This window comes from Neorhizobium descurainiae (assembly GCF_051400715.1).
Classification (GTDB): domain Bacteria; phylum Pseudomonadota; class Alphaproteobacteria; order Rhizobiales; family Rhizobiaceae; genus Neorhizobium.
Genome location: NZ_JBLFFK010000007.1, coordinates 139,360 through 156,851, shown reverse-complemented (window position 1 = coordinate 156,851; position 17,492 = coordinate 139,360). Strand labels below are relative to the sequence as shown.

Below are 17,492 nucleotides of genomic sequence, written 5' to 3'. Positions count from 1 at the left end.
ACCGTCGTTTCGAGGAGACATATGGCCAATCCGCTTGCAGAGCCTCTCAACCCGCTTGTTCACGAGCCTGCTCCCCTGCGGAACAAGATCATGAACTCCCTGCGGCGAGCGATCGAGACCGGCGTGCTGGAGCCGGGCACCCGCCTCGTGGAAAAGGACTTATGCGAGAGGCTCAATGTCAGCCGCACCTCGCTGCGCGAGGCTTTGCGCCAGCTTCAGGCCGAGGGCATCCTGACGGACCTCAACAACCGGGGCCTCACGGTCGCCACCGTCACCCGCTCCGATGCGGAAAACATCTACCGCATCCGCGGCGTGCTGGAGCCGCTGATCGTCGAGCAATTCATCGAAAACGCGCCCGACGACGAGGTCCAGGCGCTGAAGGCCCAGAGCGAGGTCCTGAAAAAGGCCTATCGCGGCGGAAATGCCGAGGAGATCGTGGCGACCAAGCGCGATTTCTACGACCGTATCTGCACCGGCGCGCGCAATCCGATCGCCTTCGATCTGTTGAAGAAGCTGACGCTTCTCACCTCCCCGCTCCGCCGCCGCTCCGTCGTCCGCCCGGAGCGCCAGAGCCAGAGCATCACCGAGATCGACACCATTGTCGCCGCGATCGTCAAGCGCGACAAGACCGCCGCAAAGGCCGCTGCAGAAAAGCATGTGGCGAATTCGGCGATCTCCGCCTTCCGGGCCGCAGACGGGGCGCGATAACTTTAGGATCCTATACCCATGCGCCGCATCATCATCGCCATTACCGGAGCTTCCGGGGTCGTTTATGGCGTCCGCGCGCTCCAGCTCCTGAGGAAGATCGAGGACGTGGAGACCCATGCGGTGATCTCGCCTTCCGCCTTCCGGACCGCGACCGATGAGATCGACATGAGCGCGGACGAGATCAAGGGGCTCGCCGACGTGCTCTATAATTACAGGGATATCGGCGCGGCGATTTCCTCCGGCTCCTTCCGCACCGCAGGCATGCTCGTCGCGCCCTGCTCGGTGAAAACGCTGAGCGGGATTGCCAACTGCTACAATGACGAGCTGATCGTCCGCGCCGCCGACGTCTGCCTCAAGGAGCGCCGGCGCGTGGTGCTGCTCTTCCGCGAAACGCCCCTGCATGCGGGCCATATCGCGCTGATGGACCAGGCGACCCGCAACGGCGCGATCGTCATGCCGCCCGTGCCGGCCTTCTATTCCAAGCCGAAGACGCTCGACGACATGGTGACCCAGACGGTGGGCCGCGCGCTCGACCTCTTCGACATCCACCTGCCGATGGTCAAGCGCTGGAAGGAAGGCCCGGACGGCCTCGGCCAGCACTAGGCACGAGATTCAGAGCGCGGCGAGAGCCCTTTCGACCGCAGCAAGCGCTTCGCAGGCTTTGGCGTCCGGCTCGGGGCCGCGAAAATACCGCAGCACGCGCGAGAGATTTTCCCCGGCATCGCCCGATCTCGACCCTGCCGCGATCAGGGTCTCTCCTTCCGTCTCCAGCACCGCCAGCTCGATCTTTTCCGAATTGAGCTCAGCACCCTTCACGCCATTGCGCAGTGCTTCCGTTTCCTTCGTCGGCGCCGGATACGGCCCATTTTTCAGCCGGCGGCGGATGGTCCGCAACGGCTTCACCACCTCGTTCCGCCAGTCGGCGACGAGACCGTCGATACGCGCGAGCTCCGCCTCGCTCAGCGGCACGGAATGCTTCTTGGCAAGCCAGGCGGAAAAGAGAAGCACCGGCACGTCGACGCCGCTTTCGTCCTGCAGGACGAGGCAGGCATCGGCCACATCCGGCGCGGCATAGAGGCGCAGCGCGAAATCCCAAAGTCTCTCCCGACTGTCGGCGGTCATCGTGCCTCTCCCTTTTCAAGCCAGGCTGTTGCGCTTATCAGCCCGGCAGCAAAAGAGGCAAGCTTCGGGAGGAAAATGCGTTGGTTTCCGACGGCGAAAAGCGCGAAGGCATTCATCAATGATGCCAAAGCTATCCGCTTTCGTTGTTGCGTCGCCTCCTTCTTTGTCATACAGTACTATCATCATAGTATCTGACCAATACGGGACGTGCCGGGAGGGCCGGCCCAAGGGAGGGAGTTCTGAATGCTCAAATCGATTCACCTTTTGGCCGTCGCTGCGGCGACGGCCTGTGCCACCATTTTCGGCGCGGTCTCGGCTCAGGCAGATGCCGTTTCCGACTTCTATAGCGGCAAGACCGTCACGATCCTGATCGGCCATCCGCCGGGTGGTTCATACGACCTTTACGCGCAGCTGCTCGCCCAGCATTTCGGCAAGCACATACCAGGCAAGCCGACCGTGATCGTTCAGGGCATGCCGGGCGGGGGCGGCTCGCTGGCGGCGGCGCATTTCTACACCAAGGCGCCGAAGGACGGCACCATGGTTGCGCTCCTGCCGGAATCGCTCGCCCAGGACCAGGTCCTCGACCCGAAGAAAAGCCGCTGGGACGTTTCCAAGATGCGCTTCATCGGCCGTGCCGCCGACGTGACGTCGGTCATGATGGCCCGCAAGGATTCGCCGGTGAAGTCGATCGAGGATTCGCTGAAGACCGAAGCCAACGTGAGCTGCTCCGGCCGCACCACGTCGAGCGCCCAGACCGGCGCGGTGCTGAAGTCGCTGATCGGCTCCAAGTTCAACATGGTCTGCGGTTACGACAGCGCGACTGCCAGCGCGCTTGCCGTCTTCCGCGGCGAAGCCGACCTGACCACCACCGTCTGGGCCAACTGGTCGGTCAATTACGCCCAGCAGCTTGCCGCAGGCGACGTCGTCCCGGTCGTCCAGTTCTCCGAAAAGCGCCTGCCGGACCTGCCGAACACCCCGACGGCTGTCGAGCTGACCAACGACCCGGCCAAGAAGCAGGCGATCGAGTTCTTCGGCGCCGGCGGCGATATCGGCCGCGCTCTGATGACCCCGCCCGGCACTCCGGAAGACCGGATCGAAGGCCTTTCCAAGGCCTTCGACGAGCTGGTGAAGGATCCGGAATTCCTCGCCGACGCCAAGGCCCGCTCGATCCCGATCGTGCCGATGACCGGCAAGGAGGTCGACGAGATCGTCAAGAGGATCATCTCCACCCCGCCGGAAGTCGTCGCGACACTCCAGAAGGCGATCGCGGACGGCTTCAGCAACTGATCCGATCAACCGCGCGGCATTCAGGCCGCGCGGCTTTTGCCTTCGGGCGCTTTTGTCTTTTCCCTTCAAAATTTGAGGAGTCCGACCATGGACCACCAGGGCACGAAGCATTTCGTCCCGGTTGAAACCGGTGCGCCTAAATACGGCAGCGACCTGATCGCCGCGACGATCCGGGAACAGGGTTTCCCCTATATCTGCCTCAATCCCGGCGCGAGCTATCGTCACCTCCATGACAGTCTGGTCAATTATCTCGGCAACGAAAAGCCGAAGATCATTCTGTGCATGCACGAGGAACACGCGATCGGCATCGCGCAAGGCTGGGCGAAGATCACTGACAAGCCGCTCGCCGCGGCCGTCCATTCGAATGTCGGCCTGATGCATGCCACCATGGGCATTTTCGACGCCTGGTGCGACCGCGTGCCGGTCGTGGTCATCGGCGCCACCGGCCCGCTCGACGCCACCAAGCGCCGGCCCTGGATCGAGTGGATCCACTGCACGATCGACCAGGGCGGTCTCGTCCGCGACTTCACCAAATGGGACGACGAACCCGCCTCGCCGGAAGCGGCGGTCGAATCGATCCGCCGCGCCACGATGCTTTCGACCGTCCGCCCTTCCGGCCCGACCTATGTGAACCTCGACGTCACTGTTCAGGAAATGGAGCTCGACAAGGTTCCGGCGCTGCACGACATCTCCCGCTTCAAGGTGCCGGCCGATCCCGAGCCGCCGCGCCGCGATCTTGAAGAGGCGGTCGAAATCCTCGCCAAGGCGAAGCGCCCCGTCATCCTTTGCGGCCGCACCTCGCGCAGCGAGGAAGGCTGGGCCGACCGCGTCAAGCTTGCCGAACTCATCGGCGCCAAGGTGCTGACCCATGTGAAGCTCGCGACCAGCTTCCCGACCACGCACCCGCTGTTCATCGGCGAGACCGGCTGGAAGCTTTCCAAGAACCTGCTCAAGCACCTGACGGAAGCAGACGCGATCCTCTCGCTCGACTGGCTCGATCTCGCTGGCACCGTGAATCAGGTCTTCCCGGCTGGAACCCCGAGCGCCCCGGTCATCAACGTCTCGAACGACTTCAACATCCATCGCGGCTGGAACATGGACTATCAGGGCCTGCCGGCCGTGGACGTCAACATCCCAACGGTACCGGAAACCGCTGTTTCAAGGCTTCTGGAAGCGCTGAGGCCGCGCCTGCCGGTTCCGAAGAAATACGAAAAGCGCCGTCTCGACCCGGAACCGTCCAGGACTTCGGGCGAAATCAGCCTCATGGATCTTGCCAAGGTCTTCAACAAGGTGACGCGCGACATCGACGTCTGCCTCACCTCGCGTCCGCTCGGCTGGCCTGTGAATGCCAACGAGCTCGAGCATCCGCACGACTATCTCGGCCATAACGGCGGCGGCGGCGTGGGCTCCGGCCCCAGCATCGGCATCGGCGCGGCGCTGGCACTGCGCGACATGCAGTCTCCGCGCGTACCGATCGCGATCGTCGGCGACGGCGATTTCACCATGGGCAATACGGCGCTCTGGAGCGCGGCGTCGCAGGGCATCCCGCTGCTCTACGTCATCTCCAACAACAATTCCTACTTCAACGACGAACACCACCAGGCGCAGGTCGCGGTGAGCCGTGGCCGCCCGCCGGAAAACGCCTGGGTCGGCCAGCGCCTGCAGGACCCGGTTCCGGATCTGTTGATGCTGGCGAAGGCCCAGGGCATCGACGGCGAAGGCCCCATCACCGATCTCGCCGCTCTCGCCAGCGCGCTCACGCGCGGCATCGAGAAGGTCAAGGCAGGCCAGCCCTGGGTGATCGACGTCCGCGTGCCGCCGGAATACTGCCGTGACCCAATGGTCGAGCTCGCCTGAAGACGGCTACTGTTTTCCCAGTGCCTTGGCCCCGCTCACCTGAGCGAGGCTTCTTTTTTTGGATAGTGTGATCCGACGAAAGTGTGCTCAACGGCTCCGAATTTTCAATTGGAATCTTTTTCTAACTGATTTCTCTTAGAGTTAGGTATGCCAGTTTCAGGCCAGCTATACATCTAGGTATTTCATGCCGCATGAGCTGCCTTCTCGACAATTTCAGGCGCCTGCTCAATTACCTTAAGCAAAAGGCGGCCGGCCGGATCAGGGGAGCGCCGGCCCTGTTCCCAGTTATTGACAGTGGCGGCAGGGATACCAAAACGACGCTCGAACTCCTTTGCGGATTTCGCGACCTTCTTGCGAATGGCTCGGATGCGCTCGACCGGCATTGGATCGATATTGACCGTTTCGAGCGCGAGTTCGCCGCGCTTCCAAGCAAGCGCTTCCTTCAGCCCGTCTTCAAGAGCAACCCCGAGTTCAGTTCTTTCATCAGTCATTGTCCAACTCCTTGAGCAAAGCCAGGATCACCTTTTTGTCCGCCTGCGAAAGATCGGCTTTCTCGTTCTTGGCATAGGCCGTGATCATCAGAACCGTGTCGTCCGAGAGCATAAGGAAGTAGATCGCCCTTCCGCCTCCTCGCTTGCCACGATTACCAAAACCAAAGCGAATTTTTCGAATGCCACTCAGGCCCTGAATAACATCGCCGGCAGTCGGATTTGCAGCAATCTCCTGCTCCACTGAGGCCATGTCGGCGACCGAAGCACCGATCCGTTTCATATCCTTCAGATAACGCCCGGTACGAACGATTTTCATGATTGACGACTACGCCGTTGGCGTAATTGCGTCAAGAAAAAATGTGCCGTTGGCGTATTAGCCGACCGGCGTCATTGGCCAGCTGTGAAATTCAGGCAGCCGATTTTTCCCACAGCTCCTGCAGAAGGGTGACGAAGGCCGGAGCCGACGGGTCAAGGCGCCCTTTCCGTTTCGAATGACCGCGCCTCAGATGATGTCCGAGACCGCGGTGCGCAGCGCCGGGAAAGCATCGCCGAGATAGGATTGCGGCCAGGGCATGTTCAAAAGATTGTCGAAGAGGACGAACATAGCGACCCAGATGACGAGCGCGATCACCAGCGTATGGATCCAGGGCTGTTTGCCCTCGAAGCGCATGTAGCCGATCATGAAGAAGAGCAGCGTCGGCAGCAGGCCGATCAGCAGCGTGCCCACGAAGACCGAAAGCACCCAGGCGAACATGATGCCCATGCGCTTGTAGAGCTCGCGGTCCGGCATGGCTTCCAGCGGATCGGCTTCGTTCACCTTGCGCGGCTTGACGATCGTCTCGCCGGCCCGCTTCCTCATGTAGATGCCGATCCCCGAGCAGATCACCACGAGGAGACCGACGGCCGAGACCGTCTGCGGCATCAGCCTTGCGGCAAGCGCCCATTCGGTCGAGGTGGCGAGCGCCGTTGCGAACAGGATCGCGGCGAGGACCCACATTCCCGGCAGCATAATGCGGTCGACCAGGGAAATCGGGCCGGCCGGCTCCACCAGTTTCGGCGCCGCAGGTTCGCTGACGGCTGCCCCGACCGCGGCCAGAGCCGGCGTGCGGCGCTTCAGGAAGAATTTTACCGCACTGTAGGCGAAATAGAGAACCGGGATCGCCAGAATGACGACGACGCCGGGACGGGTGAGCCAGTCGGAACCGTAACGGCTGGTGGAGATGAACAGATACTGCTCCACCAGACCGCCGAGGACGAGGCCGAGCAGCACGGGCGCGCGCGCCCAGCCGAAACGTTTCATGCCCCAGCCGATCACCGAGAAGATCAGGAGCACGATGATGTCGCCGATATCGCGGGTGGCCGAATAGGCGCCGATGAAGACGATCGCGAGCACCGTCGGCACCAGGATGCCGGCCGGCACCAGCGCCAGCTTGGCGAGCTGCGACACGAAGGCGAAACAGATGAGCACGCCGATGATGTTGGCGATCATCAGGCTCCAGACGATCGTGTAGGTTATGTCGAGCTGTTCGGTGAGCAGCTTCGGGCCTGGCTGGATACCGTGCATCATGAAGGCGCCGAGCAGGATCGCCATGGTGGCGCTTGCCGGAATGCCGAAGGCGAGCGTCGGGATGAGCGCGCCACCCTCCCGGGAATTGTTGGCCGCCTCGCAGGCGATGACGCCGCGCACGTCACCGGTGCCGAAGCTCTCGGTGCCGCCCTTGACCGACTTTGCCGCCGAACCGTAGGCGATCCAGTCGATCGCCGGACCGCCGAGGCCGGGAACAGAGCCGAGGATCGCACCGAGCCAGGAGCTCTGGAAGACGAGGCGGATGTTCTGGAGCGCATCGCGTACGCCGCGGAACTGGTCGCGCAGGATGCTTTCGCTGCGGTGAAGGGCGACCGACTGGCGCGCGGCGCCGAGCTCGATCAGTTCCGGCACGGCGAAGAGGCCGAGCACGAGGGCTTCAAGCGGTACGCCTTCCCAGAGATAGATGGAATCGAAGGTCCAGCGCAGTTCGCCGGTCTGCGCCTCGTCGCCCACTGAGGCGATGACCACGCCGAAACAGGCGGCAACCAGGCCCTTCATCATGTTGCCCTGGCTGACGGCCGCCACGAGCGTCAGACCGAGCACACAGAGCGCCAGAAGCTCCGGCGTGCCGAAAGCCATCATGAAGGGACGCAGGATCGGGATGGCGATGCCGAGCAGGACGGCGCCGAAAATGCCGCCGATCAGCGAGGCGGTGTAGGAGGCGCCGAGCGCCCGCCCGCCCTCACCGCGGCGTGCCATGGGATAACCGTCCATGACGGTTGCCGCCGAGCCCGCCGCTCCGGGCACCCCGATCAGGATCGAGGGGATCGTATCGGCCGTCGGCGTCACCGCCCACATGCCGATCAAAAAGGCAAGCGCCGTATAGGGGTCCATCGTGTAGGTGAACGGCAGAAGCAGCGCCATGCCCGCCAGACCGCCGATGCCGGGAATGACCCCAATGAAAAGGCCGAGTAGGCAACCCAGCATGATGATCAGGAAGCGCATCGGGTCGAAAATGACCGTAAACGCCGCCATGGCCTGTTCCAGAAGATGCATATGTCCTCCACCGCCCCGCGGCCCGCGAGGCTTATTGTTCGTTTAGCGCTTTGCGAGGCGCCTCCTCCCTCGTTTCCGGAGCTATCACTCCGGGACGGCATCCGCCAGCGAAGCGCCGTGCGTCGAGGGGCCGTCCAAATACGCATGCACTTACACGTGTGATTTCCATCACAAGCGCCTGTGTAGTATTGTATTTTTGTACGACAATGGTGGACTGACCGAACGGCCATTGGCAAATTCAAAAAGCGAAGAGTATTATCATCCAGATGAATTTAGCGAATGTCGATCTCAAGCTCCTGGTGGTCTTCGATGCCATGATCGTGGAGGGCAGCGTTAGCCGCGCCGCTGAAAGGCTCGGCATGTCGCAGCCGGCGCTGTCCAACGCGCTCAACCGCCTGCGGCTGCTCCTCAACGACCGGCTTTTCCTGCGCACGGCGGACGGCATGCGCCCTACCCCGCGCGCGCTGGAGATCGCCGGGCCCGTCCAGGCTGCCATGCGGCAGATTGAGGAGGCGCTGGAGCCGACCACCTTCGAGTCTGGCGATCCGGACTGGACCTTCAGCCTCGCGGTATCCGACCATGCTTCGGTGGTGCTCCTGCCGCTGCTGATCGAACATATCGGGCGGGTCGCGCCGCGGGTCAGTCTCCAGATCCAGTCGCGGCCGAACGAGGAACTGCCGGCGCTGCTCGACAGCAGCGAAATCGACCTTGCCGTTGGCGTCATTCCCAACCTGCCGCGCCGCTTCAAGCATATGCCCCTCTTTGAGGACAAGTATCTCTGCATGATGCGGCAGGGCCATCCGCTCGCCGGCCGTCCGATCACACTCGGCGAGTTCCTTGCGGCCGACCAGCTTGCCGTCAAGCCCGGCATGAGCGACGTAAGCCGCGCCGACCGTTTCCTGGCGCAGGCCGGCCTCAAGCGGCGCGTCGCGACCACGGTCCATCAGTTCCTGGCCGCACCGGCGATCGTTTCCCGATCCGATCTCATCGTCTTGGTGTTCGAGAAGATGGCGCCGATCTTCGATCCGTCGCGGTTTTATTTCTGTCCCGTACCGGTGCCGAACATGCAGGTCTCCGCCACGGCCGTCTGGAGCGACGTGCATACGGACCTTCCCGCCCACAAATGGCTGCGCCGCCAGCTCGCCCAGGTCGCCCGCCAGCTGGCCGAAGAGACCGGCGCGGAGGGTCTGGCACTTTCCGCCGCCGGCTAGGTCGTCCACCCACAAACGCGGCAATCGTCAGATCGGCTGTTGTCTCCCGGGCGCGATTTGCTATAGGAATTGTCATACAGTATGACGCAATGGCGATCCAGGAGGATTTCGAAGTGAACGATCCGTTGAACAGCACCGCCACCACCCGCGACGGCACGAAGATCTCCTATCGCCTCGTGAAGGGAAGCGGCGGAGGCCGCGTCGCGCTCGTGCATTCGCTCGCCATGGACAAGACCTTCTGGGAGCCGACGGCGGCAGCGCTCGATGGTTTTGCCGATGCCTTGATTTACGACTGCCGCGGCCACGGCGCGTCGGGCAAGCCCGCCGGCCCCTACAGCGTCGAGCTTTTCGCCGATGATCTCGCCGATCTCATGGATCATGTCGGCTGGCCTTCTGCCGTGGTTGCCGGCGCCTCCATGGGCGGGTGCGTGGCGCTTGCCTTCGCCGGCAACCATCCGCAGCGCGTCGAAGGGCTCGGTCTTTTCGACACCACCGCCTGGTATGGCGAGGATGCTCCCAAAGCCTGGGCGGAGCGCGCCGACAAGGCGCTTGCCGAAGGCATGGGTGCACTCGTCGGTTTTCAGAAGACCCGCTGGTTCAGCGATGGCTTCCGCGAAGCCAATCCGGACGTGGTCGAAAAGGCGATCGGCGTTTTTCTGAAGAACGAGCTGCCGGCCTATGCGGCGACCTGCGCCATGCTCGGCAATGCCGATCTGCGCGCTGCTCTCCCGAAATTCAACCTCCCCTGCCGCATCGCTGTCGGCACCGAGGACTATGCGACCCCGCCGGAGATGGCGCGTTACATGACCGAGAACATCCCCGGCGCATCGCTTTTCATCATGGATGGCGTGCGGCATTTCACGCCGCTCGAAGTGCCCGCAACCATTGCCGGGCATCTCAAGGAGCTGGTGAAGGCCGCCGAGGCTTGACAGGTCAGCGGGGACGCGATCGGCCTGCAGTCCTTCAATGCAGGCCGCCGACGCCGAGCAGGCGTTCCACCGTACCGTGATCGGTGGCGAGCGCCTGGGGCGTGCCCTGCCAGGCGATGCGGCCGCGTTCCAGGATGATGACGCCATCGGCGAAATCGAGCGCGCTCTGGATGCGTTGCTCGACGAGCAGAATGGTCATTTCGCCGGATCGGGCGAGCGTTGAAAACGCCACCATCAGTTCCTCGCAGATGACCGGCGCCAATCCTTCCAGCGGTTCGTCGAGCAGAAGCACGGTCGGCTTTCCGAGAATGCTGCGGGCGGTCGAAAGCATCTGCTGCTCGCCGCCGGAAAGCTGCCGGCCGAGGTTCTTCCGCCGCTCCTTCAGCCGCGGAAACATGTCGTAGGCCTCGGAAATGGCGCCCTTCGGCCCGTGCTTCAACCCGACGAAGAGGTTTTCCTCGACCGTCAACGTCGGGAAAACGTCGCGGGTCTGCGGCACGTAGCCGAGGCCGGCGAGCGCCCGGGCCGCGCTTGGCTCGTTTGCCATGTCGCGGCCGTCAAGACGGATTTCACCGTGATAGCGCCGGGTCTGGCCGGCGAGCGTGGCAAGCAGGCTGGTCTTGCCCACCCCGTTGCGGCCGAGCACCGCCAGCCGCGAACCGGCGGGCACGAAGAAGGAGACGTCCTCGATCACGCGCGTCGGGCCATAGCCGGCCGAGAGGTTCTTGATTTCAAGCGACGCTGCCGGCATCGGCGTAGTTCCCCAGATAGGCCTCCCGGACACGGGCATCGCCAATCACGTCCTTCGGCGGACCGTCGAAGATCACCGTGCCCGCGGCCAGCACGATCACCCGCTTGGCGAAGCGGAAGACGAGGTCCATGTCGTGATCGATCATCAGCACGGCAAGGCCAGCGGGAAGCCCCTTCAGCGCCGCCTCGATGCGCGACGTTTCCGATTGCGGCACCCCGGCCGCCGGTTCGTCGAGCAGCAGCACTTTCGGCCTGAGCGCGAGCGCCAGCGCGATCTCCAGAAGACGCTGCTGACCGTAGGCAATCTCTCGCGTTTTGATGTTAGAAAGTTCAATAAGACCAAACTGATGCAGTATTTCTCTTACCTCCCGCATGAGCATAGGTCGCCCCGAATAGTGGCCGAGCATTCGGCCGGCGTGGCCTTCCCGCTGCAGGATGGCCAAGGCCACATGCTCCTCGGGCGTCATGTCGAGAAAGAGCCGTGTCACCTGGAAGGAGCGGACGAGCCCTCGGCGCACCCGCTCCGCTGCCCTGAGCGTAGTGATATCCTCATTTCCGAGAAAGACGTGGCCAGAATCAGCCTTCAGATTGCCTGTGACGAGATTGACGAAGGTGGTCTTGCCGGCGCCGTTGGGGCCGATCAACGCGACCCGATCGCCCGGCGCCATGCCGATCGACACGTCGTTGGTGACCGCAAGGCCGCCGAAATTCTTCTTGAGGTTACGGACCTCGAAGAGCGCGCTCATGCCCGCCTCCGCCTGAAGCGGCCGACAAGCGCCACCGCCGAGCCATACAGTCCCTTCGGCGCGAACAGCACGACCATGACCAGCAGCGCCCCGATGATGGTGAGCCAGTGGAATGGGTTGATCGCCGAAAGCGTATCCTCGAAGAACATGAAGACGGCCGTGCCGATCATCGCGCCGTAGAGCGAGCCTGCACCGCCGAGAACCAGCATGACCAGCGCTTCCGCCGAAAGCGTGAAGGAAAGGCTGTCGAGGCCGACGACTTGCGTGGAGATGGCCGAGAGCGCGCCGCCGATGCCTGCCACCGCCCCGGAAATCATGTAGATTCTGAGAAGCACCGAGTGGACCGAGGCGCCCATGGCGCTCACGCGGACAGGGTCTTCCCTCACCCCGCGCGCCAGCATGCCGAAGGGCGAGCGGACGAGAACTTTAAGCGCCACGAAAACAAGGATCAGCAGCGCGAGACCGTAGATATAGGCCGTCTGCCCCCAGAGATCGAATTCGAAGAGGCCGAAGATGGCATTCGGCATGATGCCGGAGAGCCCGTCGCTGCCGCCGGTCCAGCTCGACGCCTTGTTGGCCGCCTCGTGGAAGAGGTGGATGACCGCGATCGACAGAACGAGCTGCGCCAGGCCATGCGCGCGCAAGATCACGAAGCCCGCTGCGAGCCCGGCCACGGCGCCGGCGACGGCTCCGATCAAGGTCATGGTGAATGGCTCGGCAATACCGAAATGCGCGGCCGCGATTCCCGCACCGTATGCGCCTGCCCCGAACAATGCCGCATGCCCGAGCGTTGCGACGCCGCAATAGCCGGTGACGAGATCAAGCGACAGGACCAGGAGCGCCGTCGCCGTCATCCGCGTCAGCAGCGCCAGGTTGTTTGGAAAGAGGTAATAACCGGCTACGCCGATCACGATAATTGCCAGAACCCCGATCAACCCGCCATCAGCAAGACGCCGGATAATCGGGGGGCTGGCCGTCGCACTATGCTCCATCGGTACCGTCATTGTTTCGACCGTCCCAGGAGCCCGCGCGGAAACAGCGTCACGATCACGATCACCGCCAGGTAGAAAAAGAACTCGCCGTATTCAGGCGCGAGATAGCGGCCGGTCGTGTCGATTGCGCCGAGAACCAGACAGGCAAGCAGCGCGCCCGGAATGGAGCCCGCCCCGCCGACCGAAACGACCACGAGAAAGGTCACCATGTAGCGCAGTGCGTAATAGGGTTCCACCGGCAGGAGCTCGGCCCCGACCACGCCCCCGAGCGCTGCAAGCCCGATCGCTACCGCAAAACTCACCGCATAGATGATTTCCGTCCGCACGCCGAGGGCCGCGGCCATCGCGGCATTGTCCACCGCCGCCCGCAGCCGGATGCCGAAGGCGGTGCGTTCGATCAGGAACCAGAGCGCCAGCGCCACGATGAGGCCGCAGACGATCGCGAAGACGCGGTGCGCGGCGATCGAGCGGAAGCCGAGGTCGACAGAACCCTGCAACGCCGGCGGCAGAGGAATGGTCTTCAGCGTCGGGCCGAAGATGAAATTGGCGATTCCGATGACACAGAAGGTGATGCCGATCGTCATCAGCACCTGCGTCAGCTCGGTGGCGCCGTAGAGACGGCGGTAGAGGAAGCGTTCCAGGGGAATGGCGATGATCACCGTGCCAACGACCGCAATCAGGATACCGGCGGCGTATCCTAGGCCCAGATCGCGCGCCGCGTAGGAGGCAAGATATCCGCCGATCATCGCGAAGGCCCCGTGCGCCAGGTTCACCACCCGCATCAGGCCCATCGTCACCGAAAGCCCGATCGAGATCACGAACAGCACCATGCCATAGGCCAGCGCATCGACGGCTATGCTGAACACGGTCTGCATGGTTTGGTGGTTCCTCGATCGATGCGGAGAGCTTTCCCGTGCCTGAATGCCCCTAACCCTCTCCCCGCTCGCGGCGAGAGGGGATGTGCCCGGGCAGCGCCTTCAATCGGGAAAGCGGTGCGTCATAAGTCCTTCTCCCCGCAAGCGGGGAGAAGGTGCCGGCAGGCGGATGAGGGGCAAACAACCCGAAAATCAAACCTATTTCTTCGCAAAAGCCAGACCCGGATCGCCTTGCTTTTCAAAGGTCTGGATCTCCTTGTTGATGTATTTGCCATCTGCGTCCCTGGCGACCTCACGCAGGTAGACGTTCTGGGTGATGTGCCTGCTTTCCGGATCGATGGTGACCGGCCCGCGCGGGCTCGTCCATGAAAGACCCTTCACGGCCTCGACGGCCGCCTTGGCGTCCTTCTTCCCGCCGGTCGCCTCGATCATCCTGGAGATCACATACATGCCGTCATAGGCGCCGACCGCCGGGAAGGTCAGCTCTGCGGGATTGCCGATCGCCTTCTCCGCGGCCGCGACGAAAGCCTTGTTCTCCAGCGAATCGTGCGAGACGGAATAGTGGTAGGTGGTCGTCAGGCCGAGGCCGGCATCACCCAGCGCCGGCAGATCCGACTCCGGCGTCAGGTCGCCGGTCGCGAAGAACTTGATGCCGGCCGTCTTCAGCCCGTTGTCGTTATAGGCCTTCACGAAGGCGAGCGTCGGCGGTCCCGACGGCAGGAAGGTGAAGAGCGCCTCCGCCCCCGAATCCCTCACGCGCTGCATCAGCGGCGCGAAGTCGTTGGTGGAAAGCGGCATGCGGATCGTTTCGACCACCTGGCCGCCCTCCTTCTCGAAAGCTGCCTTGAAGGCGTTTTCCGCATCGATGCCCGGACCGTAGTCGGAAACCAGCGTGATCACCTTGATGACGCCCTGATCCTTCGCCACTTTGGCGATCGGCGTCGTGTTCTGCCACATGGTGAAGGACGTGCGCACCACATAGGGGCTCGCCGTGACGATCGCGGACGTTGCCGCGTTCATCACCACCATCGGCACATTGCCCTGGCTCAAGAGCGGCGCGGCGGCCATGGCATCCGGCGTGAAGTAGAAGCCGGCGAGATATTGCACCCCCTCGCGCACGATGAGCTCCTGCGCCAGCGATTTGGACTGCGCAGGATCGGCCTGCGGTATGTCGCGATAGACGATCTGGATCTCGTTGTCGCCGACCTTGTTGCCGTTGACCGCAAGCCAGGCATCGATGCCCGCTTTGAAATTCTTGCCGGAGATGGCGAAAGGTCCGGAGAACGGACCGATGACGCCGACCTTGATCGTATCGGCATAAGCCGCACTCGACAGAACGGCGACCGCAAATGCGGCTATAACAAGTTTCTTCATAAGGCCCTCCCTAAAAGCCCATCGCCCGGCGGGCGTCTCGCTTACCCGCCACTCAACGGAAGCGGCGGACACTACGTCATGTGAAATAGTCAAGCATTCAAACCGGACTACGGACTGCCCTCCGCCCTTCTAATCAGGCCTCTGGCACGAGCAATTCCACCTGCGGAAAATAGGTCCGGTATTTTCTGATGTCACGTGTAAGCAATGGAGTGCCTTCCGCCGCTGCTTGAGCCCCGATGAAGAAATCCGACAAAACGCCTGTCTTCCTGCCCCCTGCATTGCGATACAGAAGATGAGCTTTTGCGGCGATGAACAAGGCAGACCTTGATATCGGAGCCATGATCAGGCCGCTTCCGTCCACAAAAGCGTTAAGCTCTTCAATCCGTTGATATCGCGTGGCCAGCTCGGCATAGATAATATCATTGATGAACACTGGTCCTCGCAGCGCGGCGGCCTCCAACTGCCCTTCTGACCAGTTCGCCCATCGAGGATCGGCGGTGAGAAGGTCCAGCAGAACGTTCGTATCAACGAGCGTCAATCATCCCCCCGAAGCAAATTCATAAGCTCGTCGGTGTTCATGAGCTCGTCGGTGTTCATGCCCGGCCCGGCGTGGCCGCGAAACTTAGCAAAACGCCCCGTTGGCTTTTTACCGTCAGCGCGCTTTATGATCACATTACCATCATCGGCTCTCTCAAATTCGATCTGAGATCCCGGCACGATACCCAAAAGATTGCGCACTGCCTTCGGAATAGTCACCTGGCCTTTGGCGGTTACGGTCGTGCTCATGGACAAATACCTCGGTAATGCTTTGCTTGAAAAAGGTATTACATGAGGGCACAATTTTCAATGAAGCGCCGTCATCACTTCCCGAGCGACCTGACATTGCCGGCAAGTTCCGCGGCAAGGCGCAGCGACGCACCCGTCGCCATCACCATGGGCGGCAGGATCAGCCATTCGAGCGTCCAGGCGGCGCCGGAGCGCTCCTGCTCGTGCACCATGGCCTGCTGCATGCCGGAAAGCTGCACCGCGTTGAAACGGCCGAGCGAGACCAGCACTTCGGCCGCAACCGGGTTCTGCTTGTGGGCCATGGCGGAGGAACCTCCGCCGCCGGCAAGTTCCATCTCGCCGCCTATTTCGGCAAGCAGCGCCACGTCCTGGCCGAGCTTGCCGAGCGAGCCCGAGATCAACGCCAGGATGCCGGCGAATTCCGCCAGGCGGTCGCGCTGGCTCTGCCATTGCGGCGCATCCGTGAGAAGCAGTTCCCGGGCGAGCGCCTCGCGCACCTCGGCAGCCTTTCCACCCAGTTTTTCCAGGGTGCCGGCGGCCCCGCCGAACTGTACGGCGAAACCATTTTCGGAAAAGGCATCCAGCCGCCGGCGATGCCGCGTCAGAGGGTCCCGCCAGGCGCGGATGCGGTCGGAGACGGTGATCGGGATTGCCGCCTGCATGCGCGTATGCCCCATCAGTGCCCGCGTGCCGAATTTCGCATCGATTTCCCCGAAGGCTTTTTCGAGCGCGGCAAGCCGTTCGATGAAGAGGATGCAGACCTTTTTCAGGCGGATCATCAGCGCCGTATCGATGACGTCCTGGCTGGTCGCGCCGAAATGCACGTGCTTTCCGGCCTCGCCGCCGAGAGCCCCGCGGAGCTGCTTGACGAGTTCGGCAACCACGACGCCGTCACGGCCGGTTCCTTGGCGCAGCCCGGCCATGTCCGGCTGGAACGTGCTGCAAACGGCCGAAATGCGTTCGGCCGCATCGGCGGGGATGACGCCGAAGGCCGCCTCGGCCCTGGCAAGGCCCGCTTCGAAGGCGAGCATGGCGCCGATCTCGACTTGCGCCGAAAACAGCTTTCCGGTCTCGTCGTCGCCGACGAGACCGGAAAGAAACGGGTGCTCGAATGCCGAGACGCTCATGTGCATTCCCGTCGCCGGGCCTCTGATTCTCCGGTTTAGATATCGAAGAATATCGTCTCGTTCTCGCCCTGAAGATAGATGTTGAAGGTGACGGTGTCGCCTTCGCGCTTGCCGATCAGGGTGGGGACGCGGACGCGGTGCTCGATGCGCGACAGGATCGGGTCCGCCGCATTGGCTTCTTCCTCGTCGGAGAAGTACATGCGGGTGTTGAGGCCGAGGTTGATGCCGCGCGCGACGATCCAGAAATTGACGTGCGGAGCCATCGGGCGGCCGTCGCGGAAGGGCACTTTCCCGGGCTTGATCGTCTCGAAGGCGAATTCGCCGGTCGCCATGTCGCCCGGCTGGCGGGCCCAGCCGAAGAAGTTCGGGTCGGCCTTGCCGCGGGTTTCCGAGGGGCTGTTGTAGAAACCGTCGGCATCCGCCTGCCAGATCTCGATCAGCGCGTCCTTGAGCGGCGTCATGGCGCCGTCATAGACGAAACCGCGAATGGTGATGCGCTCGCCGCGGGTCTTCTCATTGACCAGCGAGCCGGAGCCCAGATCGGTCTCGTAGACACCGGTAATGCCGGAAAAGTTCGGCGTGCAGCCGATATGCACATACGGTCCCGCGGTCTGCGAGGCGGATTCCTTCAAGTAGTGAAGCTGCTGGACCAT

At 62.9% G+C, this 17,492-nt stretch carries 20 protein-coding genes; 6 read left to right on the top strand and 14 right to left on the bottom strand.

Annotated elements, in window-relative coordinates; all coding sequences use genetic code 11:
- Nucleotides 1–21: 21 nt before the first annotated feature.
- Both ACMGE0_RS14705 and ACMGE0_RS14700 read left to right on the top strand, forming a co-directional pair.
- Nucleotides 22–708, top strand: a complete 687-nt coding sequence (locus ACMGE0_RS14705; protein WP_436816611.1) for a GntR family transcriptional regulator — start codon at nt 22–24, stop codon at nt 706–708.
- Between the two features lie 18 nt (nt 709–726).
- Nucleotides 727–1,311, top strand: a complete 585-nt coding sequence (locus ACMGE0_RS14700) for a UbiX family flavin prenyltransferase (RefSeq protein ID WP_436816610.1) — start codon at nt 727–729, stop codon at nt 1,309–1,311.
- Nucleotides 1,312–1,320: 9 nt separating this feature from the next.
- On the opposite strand, the gene ACMGE0_RS14695 is transcribed toward ACMGE0_RS14700, so the two are convergent.
- On the bottom strand, nt 1,321–1,830 hold the full coding sequence (locus ACMGE0_RS14695; RefSeq protein WP_436816609.1) for a TIGR02444 family protein: 510 nt from the start codon (nt 1,828–1,830) through the stop codon (nt 1,321–1,323).
- Nucleotides 1,827–2,000 (bottom strand): hypothetical protein, encoded by a 174-nt coding sequence (locus tag ACMGE0_RS14690; RefSeq protein WP_436816608.1) that lies wholly within the window; start codon nt 1,998–2,000, stop codon nt 1,827–1,829. Before ACMGE0_RS14690 ends, ACMGE0_RS14695 begins: the two co-directional genes overlap by 4 nt.
- 73 nt (nt 2,001–2,073) lie before the next feature.
- Here ACMGE0_RS14690 and ACMGE0_RS14685 point away from each other — a divergent pair, with 73 nt between their 5' ends.
- Both ACMGE0_RS14685 and ACMGE0_RS14680 read left to right on the top strand, forming a co-directional pair.
- Entirely contained in the window at nt 2,074–3,117 is a 1,044-nt protein-coding gene (locus ACMGE0_RS14685; protein WP_436816607.1) for a Bug family tripartite tricarboxylate transporter substrate binding protein, read from the top strand.
- Nucleotides 3,118–3,204: 87 nt separating this feature from the next.
- Nucleotides 3,205–4,974, top strand: a complete 1,770-nt coding sequence (locus tag ACMGE0_RS14680) for a thiamine pyrophosphate-binding protein (protein ID WP_436816606.1) — start codon at nt 3,205–3,207, stop codon at nt 4,972–4,974.
- Nucleotides 4,975–5,156: 182 nt separating this feature from the next.
- Here ACMGE0_RS14680 and ACMGE0_RS14675 read toward each other — a convergent pair whose 3' ends face one another.
- From ACMGE0_RS14675 to ACMGE0_RS14665, 3 genes are all read right to left on the bottom strand, one after another.
- Nucleotides 5,157–5,465: a helix-turn-helix domain-containing protein gene (locus ACMGE0_RS14675; RefSeq protein ID WP_436816605.1), complete on the bottom strand. Its 309-nt coding sequence runs from the start codon at nt 5,463–5,465 to the stop codon at nt 5,157–5,159.
- The gene (locus ACMGE0_RS14670) at nt 5,458–5,781 is read right to left on the bottom strand and encodes a type II toxin-antitoxin system RelE/ParE family toxin (RefSeq protein ID WP_436816604.1); all 324 of its coding nucleotides are present in this window, start codon (nt 5,779–5,781) and stop codon (nt 5,458–5,460) included. Before ACMGE0_RS14670 ends, ACMGE0_RS14675 begins: the two co-directional genes overlap by 8 nt.
- Nucleotides 5,782–5,967: 186 nt before the next feature.
- Complete coding sequence (locus tag ACMGE0_RS14665; RefSeq protein ID WP_436816603.1) at nt 5,968–8,049, bottom strand: tripartite tricarboxylate transporter permease; 2,082 nt, start codon at nt 8,047–8,049, stop codon at nt 5,968–5,970.
- A 266-nt stretch (nt 8,050–8,315) separates the two neighbouring features.
- Here ACMGE0_RS14665 and ACMGE0_RS14660 point away from each other — a divergent pair, with 266 nt between their 5' ends.
- Both ACMGE0_RS14660 and ACMGE0_RS14655 read left to right on the top strand, forming a co-directional pair.
- On the top strand, nt 8,316–9,260 hold the full coding sequence (locus tag ACMGE0_RS14660; RefSeq protein WP_436816602.1) for a LysR family transcriptional regulator: 945 nt from the start codon (nt 8,316–8,318) through the stop codon (nt 9,258–9,260).
- Between the two features lie 113 nt (nt 9,261–9,373).
- Nucleotides 9,374–10,189: an alpha/beta fold hydrolase gene (locus tag ACMGE0_RS14655; protein ID WP_436816601.1), complete on the top strand. Its 816-nt coding sequence runs from the start codon at nt 9,374–9,376 to the stop codon at nt 10,187–10,189.
- A 34-nt stretch (nt 10,190–10,223) separates the two neighbouring features.
- On the opposite strand, the gene ACMGE0_RS14650 is transcribed toward ACMGE0_RS14655, so the two are convergent.
- From ACMGE0_RS14650 to pcaG, 9 genes are all read right to left on the bottom strand, one after another.
- Complete coding sequence (locus ACMGE0_RS14650; RefSeq protein WP_436816600.1) at nt 10,224–10,940, bottom strand: ABC transporter ATP-binding protein; 717 nt, start codon at nt 10,938–10,940, stop codon at nt 10,224–10,226.
- Nucleotides 10,921–11,685, bottom strand: a complete 765-nt coding sequence (locus tag ACMGE0_RS14645; protein ID WP_436816599.1) for an ABC transporter ATP-binding protein — start codon at nt 11,683–11,685, stop codon at nt 10,921–10,923. Before ACMGE0_RS14645 ends, ACMGE0_RS14650 begins: the two co-directional genes overlap by 20 nt.
- Nucleotides 11,682–12,677 (bottom strand): branched-chain amino acid ABC transporter permease, encoded by a 996-nt coding sequence (locus ACMGE0_RS14640; protein ID WP_436816730.1) that lies wholly within the window; start codon nt 12,675–12,677, stop codon nt 11,682–11,684. Before ACMGE0_RS14640 ends, ACMGE0_RS14645 begins: the two co-directional genes overlap by 4 nt.
- A gap of 8 nt (nt 12,678–12,685) precedes the next feature.
- Nucleotides 12,686–13,552 (bottom strand): branched-chain amino acid ABC transporter permease, encoded by an 867-nt coding sequence (locus tag ACMGE0_RS14635; RefSeq protein WP_436816598.1) that lies wholly within the window; start codon nt 13,550–13,552, stop codon nt 12,686–12,688.
- A 198-nt stretch (nt 13,553–13,750) separates the two neighbouring features.
- Nucleotides 13,751–14,926, bottom strand: a complete 1,176-nt coding sequence (locus ACMGE0_RS14630; RefSeq protein ID WP_436816597.1) for an ABC transporter substrate-binding protein — start codon at nt 14,924–14,926, stop codon at nt 13,751–13,753.
- Between the two features lie 133 nt (nt 14,927–15,059).
- The gene (locus tag ACMGE0_RS14625; RefSeq protein WP_436816596.1) at nt 15,060–15,464 is read right to left on the bottom strand and encodes a type II toxin-antitoxin system VapC family toxin; all 405 of its coding nucleotides are present in this window, start codon (nt 15,462–15,464) and stop codon (nt 15,060–15,062) included.
- Entirely contained in the window at nt 15,461–15,712 is a 252-nt protein-coding gene (locus ACMGE0_RS14620; protein WP_436816595.1) for an AbrB/MazE/SpoVT family DNA-binding domain-containing protein, read from the bottom strand. Before ACMGE0_RS14620 ends, ACMGE0_RS14625 begins: the two co-directional genes overlap by 4 nt.
- Before the next feature lie 74 nt (nt 15,713–15,786).
- Nucleotides 15,787–16,839 (bottom strand): 3-carboxy-cis,cis-muconate cycloisomerase, encoded by a 1,053-nt coding sequence (locus ACMGE0_RS14615; protein WP_436816594.1) that lies wholly within the window; start codon nt 16,837–16,839, stop codon nt 15,787–15,789.
- A gap of 35 nt (nt 16,840–16,874) precedes the next feature.
- A complete protein-coding gene (gene pcaG / locus ACMGE0_RS14610) occupies nt 16,875–17,492 on the bottom strand; it encodes a protocatechuate 3,4-dioxygenase subunit alpha (protein ID WP_436816593.1) in 618 nt (205 codons plus the stop codon).